Genomic DNA, 11,213 nt, shown 5'->3' on the forward strand with positions numbered 1-11,213 from the left:
TCGTGATCACGGTCGGCGGCATGTCAGGACAACCCGAGTTCTTTGTCCACGAAGTCGAAGACCTCGTCGTCGCTGGCGAACGCGAGCTTCTCGCTGACGACCTCGTCCTCGACCGCCTCGTCCCGTCCCGACCAGTCCGCCAGCAGCCGCCTGAGACGAGCGGCCACCAGGGAACGCTCGTGGTCGTCCGGGGTCGCCCCCTGGAACAGGAACTCCAACCGGTCGAGTTCCGCGTGCAGGGGCGCGACCGGCACGGCAGTCTCGGGACGTATCCGCGTCCGCAGGTACTCGGCGAGCGCCTCCGGGGTGGGGTGGTCGAAGATCAGCGTCGCGGGCAGCCTCAGGTCCGACGCCGCGCCGAGCCGGTTGCGCAGTTCGACCGCCGTCAACGAGTCGAAGCCGATCTCCCTGAACGGTCGGAGCGCGTTGACCTCGTCCGACGTGCTGTGCCCCAGGACGGCGGCGGCGTGCATCCGGACCAGGTCGACCAACAGGCGCTGCTGGTCCGCCTCGGACAGCCCGGCGAGCCGCTGCGCCAGGGACGGGCCGGCCGGCGCGGCCGACCCGGCGGCGCGACGGCGCGGGGCTCGCACCAGTCGCCGGAAGAGACCCGGAACCGGCCGGCTCGCGGCCTGCCGGCGCAGGCGCCGCAGGTCCAACCGCATCGGCACGAGCAGGGCGTCGTCGAACGCTCGCGTCTCGTCGAACAGCGCCAGGCCCTCTTCGGTGGTCAGCGGCACGACTCCCCCGCGCGCCATGCGCTCCACGTCGCCAGCGCTCAGGTGACCGGTCATCCCGGTCGCCTGCGTCCAGTAACCCCACACGAGCGACTGGCCGGGCAGCCCGCGAGCCCGCCGGTACCCGGCGAGGCCGTCGAGGAAGGCGTTGGCCGCCGCGTAGTTGCCCTGGCCTGGCCCGCCGAGCGTGCCCGCCGCGCCGGAGAACAGCACGAACTCGGCCAGGTCGGTGTCCCGGGTGAGTTCGTGCAGGTTGACCGCCGCGTCGACCTTGGGCCGCAGCACCGCCGCCAGCCGTTCCGGGGTCAACGACTCGATGACGCCGTCGTCGAGGACACCGGCCGCGTGCACCACCGAGGTCAGCGGATGCTCCTCGGGGATCGAGGACAGCAACACCGCCAGCTCGGCGCGGTCGGCCGCGTCACAGGCGGCGACCCGCACTTCGGCACCCGCCTGTTCCAGCTCCGCCACCAGCTCCACCGCGCCGTCCGCCGCGAAGCCGCGGCGGGAGACGAGCAGCAGGTGCCGGACGCCGTGCTCGGCGACCAGGTGCCGTGCCACCAGCCCACCCAGCTGCCCCGTGCCGCCGGTGACCAGCACCGTGCCCTCGACGTCCCGTGCGGCGGGAACGGTGAGGACGATCTTGCCGACGTGGCGGGCCTGGGCCATGAACCGGAACGCCTCGGGCGCCCGGCGGACGTCCCAGGTCGTCACCGGCAGCGGTGTGAGCGCACCGGTCCCGAACAGCCGGAGCAGGTCGGCGAGCATCTCCTCGATGCGGTCCTCACCCGCGCCGATCAGGCTGAACGCGCGGTACTCGACGCCGGGGTGCGTCGCACGCACCGTCTCGGCGTCCCGGACGTCGGTCTTGCCCATCTCGATGAACCGGCCGCCGCCCGGCAGCAGCCGCAGGGACGCGTCGACGAACTCGCCCGACAGGGAGTTCAGCACGACGTCCACTCCCTCGCCCCGGGTCTCGTCCAGGAAGAGCTCCTCGAACCCCACCGTCCGCGAGTCGGCGATGCGCGAGTCGGCCAGTCCGGCCGCGCGCAGGGTGTCCCACTTGGGCGGGCTCGCGGTGCCGAACACCTCCGCGCCCCAGTGCCGGGCCAGTTGCACCGCCGCCATCCCCACCCCGCCGGCGGCGGAGTGCACCAGCACTCGGTCGCCCTCCGAGACGTTCGCGAGGTCACGCAGGGCGTAGTAGGCGGTCAGGAAGACGCTCGGCATGGCCGCCGCGTCCACCCACGACCAGCCGGCGGGCATCCTGGCCACCAGTCGGGCATCGGTCACCGCCACCGGTGCGAAACCACCGGTGAACAGGCCGAGGACACTGTCACCGACGGCCAGTTCCTCGACGTCGGCTCCGACCTCGATGACGACACCGGCGCCCTCGCTGCCCATGTCGCGTTCGCTCGGCACCATGCCGAGCGCGACGATGAGGTCCCGGAAGTTCAACCCGGTGGCGCGCACCGCGACCCGGACCTGCCCCGGCGCCAGTGGCGTGGCCGCGTCGGGAGCCGGCACCAGGGCGAGGTTCTCGAACGTGCCGGGCGCGGTGACGTCCAGCCGCCAGTGCTCGGTGTCGGCCGGGACCTCGAGCGCGCCGTCCCGCGTCCCGGTGACCAGCACGGGGACCAGGACCTGGCCGGCGCGGACGGCCACCTGCGGCTCATCCATGCCCAGCACCGAGGGCAGTGCGGCGATCGACTCCGCGCGGTCGTCCACGTCCACGAGCACGAAGCGGCCCGGGTTCTCCTGCTGGGCCGACCGCACCAGGCCCCACACCGCGGCGCCGGTCACGTCGTCGACGACGCTTCCCGCCGCCGCCACCGCGGCCCGCGTGAGCAGGACCAGCCGAGCACCGTCGAGCCGGGGGTCGGTGAGCCAGTCCCTCAGCAGGCGCACCGCCTGCCCGAGCGTGTCGTGGGTCGCGGCGGTGATGTCGACCGTCCCTCGCGCGCCAAGCGGCAGCACGACGACCTCGGGCACCGCGCCACCGCGCTCGACGGCATCGTCAAGCGCGGCGAGGTCGGCGTACCGGTCCGCGTCCAGACCCGGTTCCGCGTCACCGAGGAGCGCCCAGCGGCCCGTGGCCGTGGCGGAGGTCGGCGCCGACGAGGGCACCCAGTCCAGGTGGAACAGCGAGTTCCGCCCGCCCTGACCGGTGGCCGCCAACCCGGCGGACGACACGGGGCGCAGCACCAGCGAGTCGACCGAGACCACCGGCGTTCCCACCGAGTCGGCCGCTCGCAGTGACACCGCGTCCGCGCCCGCCGGAGAGAGCCGCACGCGCAGCATCGAGGCACCGGTGCCCGCCAGGGCCACGCCACTCCACGCGAAGGGAAGCCAGTTGTGGCCGGTGCCGTCGCCGGCGACGAAATCGCCGAGCCCAACGGCGTGCAGGGCCGCGTCGAGCAGTGCGGGGTGCAGGCCGAACCGGCCGGCCTGGTTCGCGGTGTCGACGGGGAGCGCGACCTCCGCGAACACCTCGTCGCCGAGCCGCCACGCCGCTCGCAGTCCCTGGAAGGCCGGACCGTAGCCGCTCCCACCGGTGTGCGGATCGTCGTAGAAGTGTTCCACGTCAACGGCTCGGGCTCCCGTGGGCGGCCAGACGTCGGTGTCGATCTCGTGGGCGGTGCCGGCCTCGGTCAGGACGCCTTCCGCGTGGCACGTCCACGCCTCGTCCTCCCCGTCCTCCGCTCGGGAGTGGATGGTGAACGCCCGCTGGCCCGGCTCGTCCTCGGCCAGCACCTCGACCTGGACGGCCACTCCGCCCTTCGACGGCAGGGCCAGCGGGGTCCGGAGGGTCAGTTCCTCCAGCATCCCGCAGCCGACCTGCTCGCCGGCGCACATCGCCAGCTCCACGAACCCCGTGCCCGGGAACAGGACCGTTCCGGCGACGACGTGGTCTGCCAGCCACGGCTGGGTGTGCGAGGACAGCCTGCCGGTCAGCAGCACCTCGTCCGACTCGGCCCGCGAGACGGTGGCCGACAGCAAGGGGTGGTCGACCGCGCCCAGGCCGAAGCCCGTCGCCGAGCCGACACCCGTCGTGCTGGCCCCAGGCCAGTAGCGTTGGTGTTGGAAGGGGTAGGTCGGCAGGTCGGTCACCACCGCCCCGTGCGACGTGAAACACGGCGCCCAGTCCACCCCCACACCCCGAACATGGGCCTGGGCCAACGCCCTCACCCACTGCCGAGCATCGTCCTCCCCACGCCGCAACGACCCCAACACCACCACCTCAGCGACCCCCACACCATCAAGGGTCTCCTCCACCGCCATCGTCAACACCGGATGCGGCGACACCTCCAGGAACACCCCGAACCCCTCACCAGCCGCCACCCGCACCGCATCCTCGAACACCACCCGCCCCCGCAGACCCCGATACCAGTACTCCCCATCCATCGTGGTCGGATCCACCACCCGACCAGTCACCGTGGAGAACACCGGAACCCGACCCCGCCGAGGAACCACCCCGGCAAGATCCCGGGCCAGACGCTCCCGAATCCCCTCCACCTGCTCGGAATGCGAGGCGTAGTCCACCGGGATCACCTTCGCCCGCACACCCCGGGCCACCGCATCGGAGACCACCGCCTCCACCGCGTCCACCGCACCCGAGACCACCGTCGCGGTCGGACCGTTGGCCGCGGCCACCCCCACCCGGGCACCCTCACCCGGGCACACCTGGCCGATCCACCCCCGCACCGTCTCCGCCGGGGCCGACACCGAGGCCATCGTGCCCTGACCCGACAACTCCTCGGCGATCGCCCGACTGCGCAGGGCCACGATCCTGGCGGCGTCCTCCAGGGTCAGCACCCCGGCGACGTGGGCGGCGGCGATCTCACCCTGGGAATGCCCGATGACCGCGTCCGGCTCGATCCCGTGGACCCGCCACAACTCGGCCAGTGACACCATCACCGCGAACAGCATCGGCTGGACCACGTCCACCCGGTCCAACACCGCCGGGTCGGTCTCGCCCCGCAGGACCGCCCACGGGGAGAAGTCCACGTAGGGGGCCAAGGCGGTGGCGCACCGGTCGAAGCTGGTGGTGAACACCGTCGAGGAGGTGGCCAGGCCCGTGGCCATGCCCCACCACTGCGAGCCCTGGCCGGGGAACACCATCACCCGACGGCCCCGGGACTCGGCGACCCCGGAGACCACACCGGGGGCCGTGTCGGCGGCCAACCCGCCCTCGGCAAGGGCACTCAACCCGGCGACCAGCTCGTCCCGGTCGGTACCGACGACCACGGCGCGGTGTTCGAACACCGAACGGGAGACCACCAACGAGTAGCCCACGTCGACCGGGTCACCCCCGCCGTTGTCGAGGTGGTCGCGCAACCGGGCGGCCTGCTCCCGCAGGGCCCGCGCCGACCGACCCGACAACACCCACGGCACCACGGCACCAACGGCCGGCTCACCGGCCCCGGCCACCGGCTCCGGCTCCGGCTCCGGCTCCGGCTCGGGCTCGGGCTGTTCGAGGATCAGGTGGGCGTTCGTGCCGCTCACCCCGAAGGCCGACACCCCGGCCCGGCGCGGCCCGCCGGTCTCCGGCCAGTCCCGCGACTCCGCCAGCACCGACACGGCCCCGGACTCCCAGTCCACGTGCGGGGTCGGTTCGTCCACGTGCAACGTCCGGGGCAGCACACCGTGCCGCATCGCCATGACCATCTTGATCACCCCGGCGACACCCGCCGCGCCCTGGGTGTGGCCGATGTTGGACTTCACCGACCCCAACCACAACGGCCGGTCCGCCGGGCGGTCCTGGCCGTAGGTCGCCAACAACGCCTGCGCCTCGATCGGATCACCCAGGGTCGTGCCCGTACCGTGCGCCTCCACGGCCTCCACTTCGGACGAGGCGACCCCGGCATTGGCCAGGGCCTGGCGGATCACCCGCTGCTGCGACGGACCGTTCGGCGCGGTCAACCCGTTCGACGCGCCGTCCTGGTTCACCGCGCTGCCCCGTACCACCGCCAACACCCGGTGGCCGTTGCGGCGCGCGTCGGACAGGCGCTCCAGCACCAGGACACCCACGCCCTCGGACCACCCGGTGCCGTCGGCCGCACCGGCGAACGCCTTGCACCGACCGTCGGCCGCCAACGCCTGTTGCCTGCTGAACTCCACGAACGTGCCCGGCGTCGACATCACGGTGACGCCACCCGCCAGGGCAAGCGAGCACTCCCCCGCCCGCAGCGACTGCGCCGCCAGGTGCAACGCCACCAACGACGACGAGCACCCGGTGTCGACCGAGACGGCCGGCCCCTCCAGACCGAAGAAGTACGACAGCCTGCCGGACAGGACGCTCGCGGAGTTACCGGTGGCCACCTGCCCGTCGCCGATCTCGGGCGAGTTGAAGACCAGCGAGCCGTAGTCCTGTCCCGTGGTGCCGGCGAACACGCCCGTCGCGGTGCCCTTCAACCGCGTCGGGTCGATCCCCGCGCGTTCGAACGCCTCCCACGAGGTCTCCAACAGCAACCGCTGCTGCGGGTCCATCGCCACCGCCTCACGCGGCGAGATCCCGAAGAACCCGGGATCGAACCGGGCGGCGTCGACGAACCCGCCCTCGCGCACGTAGCTGACACCGGCCGTGCCCTGCTCCGCGTCCGGGTCGTACAGGGCGTCCACGTTCCAGCCCCGGTCGGTCGGCAGCGGGGATATCCCGTCGCCACCGGCGGCCACCAGGTCCCACAGGTCCTCCGGGGACCGCACGCCGCCGGGGTACCGGCAGCTCATAGCGATGATCGCGATCGGCTCGTCGGACAGCGCGGCCGCGGTCGGCGCGGCCGGCGCCGCGTCGCCGGTGCCCGACACCAGTTCGAGCAGCCGGGCGGCCAGCTCCGTCGGGGTGGGGTAGTCGAACACGAGGGTGGTCGGCAGGGCCAGGCCGGTCTCGGCGCGCAGCTGGTCACGCAGCTCGACGGCGGTCAGCGAGTCGAACCCGAGGCCGCGGAACGGCTGGGCGGCGTCGACCTCGGCTGGCGAGTCGTGCCCCAGGACGGCCGCCGCCTGTTCCCGCACCAGGGCGAGCAGGTAGTGCTCCCGCTCGGCCACGGAGAGGCCGGCGAGGCGTTCGTGGAGCTCCCGGGCGCCGTCGGGTCCCTGAGCGGCGGCCACCGTGATCGACTCGGCCTCGGGGAGGCCGTCGAGCAGGGGACGGCGGCGGGACGCGACGAAGCCCGGTACGAAACGTCCCCAGTCCACATCGGCGACGGCCACGAACGTCTCGTCGCGGCCCACCGCGTCACGCAGGGCTGCCACCGCCGTTCCGGGGTCCATCGCGACGAGACCGTGCCGACGCAGGTGCTGGTCCGCCTCCTCGTCCCTCGCCATGCCCGCGCCGGCCCACGGGCCCCACGCGACCGAGGTGGCGGCCAGTCCACGACCACGACGCTGGTGGGCCAGCGCGTCGAGGTAGGCGTTCGCCGCGGCGTAGGCCCCCTGGCCGCCGCTGCCCCACACCGACGCGATGGAGGAGAACAACACGAAGGAGTCGAGGACGTCGTCGGCGAAGAGGTCGTCCAGGATCGCGGCGCCGGCGACCTTCGCCGAGACGACGGCGTCGACGGTGTCGAGATCGGTGTCCCCCAGCGACGACAGCTGGCCGACACCCGCCGCGTGCACCACTGACCTGATCGGGGGTCCGGCGGCGTTGATCGAGTCGACGAGCCGGGTTACCTCGTCGCGGTCGCTGATGTCGCAGGCGGCCAGGGTCACCCGGCAGCCGAGCGCGGTCAGCTCGTCGCGCAGTTCGTCGGCGCCCTCGGCGGCAGGCCCCCGACGGCTGGTGAGCACCAGATGTTCAGCGCCGCCCTCGGCCAGCCCCAGAGCCAGGCGCGCGCCGAGGGCACCGGTTCCGCCCGTGATCAGCACGGTGCCCTCCGGCCGCCACGAGGAACCTCCCGGGTTCCCGGCGGCCGGGGCGCGCCGGAGGCGCGGCGCCAGGACTCCTGACGGGCGCACGGCGACCTGGTCCTCCGCGTCCGTCGCGGCGAGCACCCCGCACAGCCGGGTGGCGGCACGCTCGTCGAACACCTCGGGCAGGTCCACCAGACCGCCCCAGCGTCGCGGGTGCTCCAGCCCGATCACCCTCCCCAGTCCCCAGGTCATCGCCTGGCGGGGCCTGGGGAGCGGGTCGGTGGGACCCGAGGTGACCGCGCCCCGGGTGACCAACCACAGCGGAGCCTCGACACCCACGTCGTCGCAGGCCTGCGCCAGCGCCAGGGTGCGGACCAGGCCGGTGGGCAGCGCGGTGCCGCGAGGATGGCCGCTCTCGTCGAGGGCCAGGAACGACAGCACCCCGCTGAGGTCGGGGTGCTCGCGCAGCGGTTCCGCGCAGCGGAACCGGTCCAGGTCCGCGTCGACGACGACGCGCACCACGTCGGCCCCGTTCGCGCGCAGCGCCGACATCGCACCCGTCACGAGAGCGTCCACCTCGTGGGAGTCGGGCACGAACGCCAGCCAGGTGCCCGACGGGGCCGCGGCGACCGGCTCCGCCAGCGGCGTCCAGTGGAGGTCGTAGCGCCAACCGTCGACCGAGGACAGTTCGCGGCGCCGCCGACGGAAGCCCGACAGCGTGGACACGACGGTCCGCAACGCGGACTCGTCCTCCTCCACCGCCAGCACGCCGGACAGCTCGGCGAGGTCCCCGCGTTCGACTGCGGCCCAGAACCTCCCCTCGACCACTCCGCCGCCGTCCTCGGCTGGGCGGGGCCTGACTGGCTCCGGCCAGAACACGCGGCGTTGGAAGGCGTAGGTCGGCAGGTCGACCCGACGGCCGGCCCAGGGCTGGTACAGCGCGGACCAGTCCACGGCGACACCGTGGACGTGCAGCTCGGCGAGGGTGCGCAGGAAGGTCCGGACCTCGGGCCGGTCGCCGCGCAGGACCGGTGCCGCCACCACGGGCGCCGCACCGAGGCAGTCCTCGCCCATGGCGGTGAGCACCCCGTCCGGGCCCAACTCCACGTAGGAGGTCGTGCCCTCGTCGTGCAGCCACCGCATGCCGTCGAGGAACCGCACGGCCTGGCGCACCTGGCGGACCCAGTAGTCGGGCGACGCGGCTTCCTCCGGCGTCAACGGCGACCCGGTCACGTTCGACACCACCGGAATCCGGGGCGCCTCGGCCGTCAGTCCGGCGACCACCGCCCGGAACTCGGCGAGCATGCCGTCCATCCGGGGCGAGTGGAAGGCGTGGCTGACGCGTAACCGCTTGACCTTGCGACCCCGCTCGCGCCAGCGGTCGGCCACCTCGAGCACGACGGCCTCGGCCCCGGAGATCACGGTGGACTCCGGGCCGTTGAGGGCGGCGATCGAGACCTGGGACTCCAGGCCGGCCAGCGACTCGACCACTTCGGACTCGGTGGCCTGGACGGAGACCATGGCCCCATCGGAGGGCAGCGCCTGCATCAGCCTGCCTCGGGCGGCCACCAGGCGACACGCGTCGGCGAGGGAGAACACTCCGGCGACGTGGCAGGCGACCAGCTCGCCGACCGAGTGCCCGAGCAGGTGGTCGGGGGTGACCCCGCAGGAGGTCAGGAGCCGGAACAGCGCGACCTCGACCGCGAACAGGGCTGCCTGGGTGTAGGCCGTCTCGTGCAGCAGATCCGAGTCGCCGAACGTGATGTCGCGCAGCGAGACCCCGAGGGCCGGGTCCAGCTCGGCGCACACGGCGTCGAAGGCCTCGGCGAACACCGGGAACGCGTCATGGAGTTCCCGACCCATGCCCGACCGCTGCGCTCCCTGACCGGTGAACAGGAACGCGGTCCTGCCGTCGACGGGTGTGCCGCGCACGACGGAGGCCCCGCCTCGGCCTTCGGCGAGCAGACCGAGGCCCCTGTCGAATCCCTGCCTGTCGTCGGCGAGGAGCACCGCGCGGTGCTCCAGCACGGCACGCGTGGTCACGAGGGAGTGGCCGACGTCCACCGGTTCGAGATCGGGGTGGGCGTCGAGGTGGGACCGGAGCCGACCGGCCTGTGCGCGCAGGGCCGCCTCGGTGCGGCCGGACACCGGCCAGGGCACGGTCGAGGGCCGTGCCGGCCCGCTCGTCGGCTCCGGGGTCGCGGGGGCTGGTGGTTGTTCGAGGATCAGGTGGGCATTGGTGCCGCTGATGCCGAAGGAGGAGACCCCCGCCCGGCGGGGCTGGTCGGTCTCCGGCCAGGGCACGGGATCGGTCAGCAGTGACACCGCGCCCGTCGACCAGTTCACGTACGGTGTGGGCTCTTCGACGTGCAGGGTGCGCGGCAGCAGCCCGTGCCGCATCGCGAGGACCATCTTGATCACGCCGGCCGCGCCCGCCGCCGCCTGGGTGTGCCCGATGTTCGACTTGACCGAGCCCAACCACAACGGACGGTCATCGCGCCTGTCCGCCCCGTAGGTCGCGAGCAGGGCCTGCGCCTCGATCGGGTCCCCGAGCCTGGTGCCCGTTCCGTGGGCCTCCACCGCGTCGATCTGTTCGGGGGACAGCCGGGCGTCGGCGAGCGCGTGGCGGATCACCCGTTGCTGGGACGGGCCGTTGGGCGCGGTGAGCCCGTTCGAGGCGCCGTCCTGGTTCACCGCGCTGCCCCGCACCACGGCCAGGACGGGGTGACCGTTGCGCAGCGCGTCGGAGAGCCGTTCGACCAGCAGCACCCCCACCCCTTCGGCCATGCCCATGCCGTCGGCGGTGGAGGAGAACGCCTTGCACCGGCCGTCGGAGGCCAGGCCGCCCTGCTTGGCGAACTCGACGAACCCGGTGGGGTTGGACATGACGGTGACGCCCCCGGCCAGGGCGAGCGAACACTCCGAGTTCCGGAGCGCCTGGCAGGCCAGGTGCAGTGCCACGAGGGCGGACGAGCAGGCGGTGTCGACGGTCACCGCCGGGCCTTCCAACCCGAAGCTGTAGGCAACCCGGCCGGACACCACGCTCCCGGACGTCCCGGTCACCAGATAGCCCTCGGAGCCGCTCATGTCCTGGCGCGCGCCCGAGCCGTAGCCCTGGGACGACGAGCCGACGAACACGCCGGTCCGGCTTCCCTTCAGCGACAGCGGGTCGATGCCCGCACGTTCGAGGACCTTCCAGGAGGTCTCCAGGAACAGCCGCTGCTGCGGGTCCATCGCCAACGCCTCGCGGGGGTTGATCCCGAAGAAGCCGGCATCGAACTCGCCCGCGTCGTGGACGAAGCCGCCCTGGCACGCGGAGGCCTCGTCGGAGCCGGGAAGCCGGTCGACGTTCCAGCCGCGGTCGCCCGGGAAGCCCGAGACCGCGTCGCCGTCGGAGACGACGAGGCTCCACAGGTCCTCCGGCGATCGCACGCCTCCCGGCAGGCGGCAGCCCATCGCGACGATCGCGATCGGCTCCGGTGCCTTCGTCTCGACGTCCCGGAGGCGTTGCCGCGTGTCGTCCAGCTCGGCGATCACCCGCGCCAGGTAGCCGCGCAGTCTCTCCTCATCCGCCATCGCAACGTCGCTTTCTCGAGATGACCAGCATTGAGTCCGTTCCTCCGC

General features: G+C 73.2%; 1 protein-coding gene. It reads right to left on the reverse strand.

The features are described from left to right. Positions 1–23 precede the first annotated feature (23 nt). Positions 24–11,126 carry a type I polyketide synthase gene (locus C1701_RS25990; protein WP_443098175.1) on the reverse strand — a complete coding sequence of 3,701 codons (11,103 nt, stop codon included), beginning with the start codon at positions 11,124–11,126 and terminating at the stop codon, positions 24–26. Positions 11,127–11,213: the final 87 nt, after the last annotated feature.

This window comes from Actinoalloteichus sp. AHMU CJ021, from assembly GCF_002895405.1.
GTDB lineage: Bacteria > Actinomycetota > Actinomycetes > Mycobacteriales > Pseudonocardiaceae > Actinoalloteichus_B > Actinoalloteichus_B caeruleus.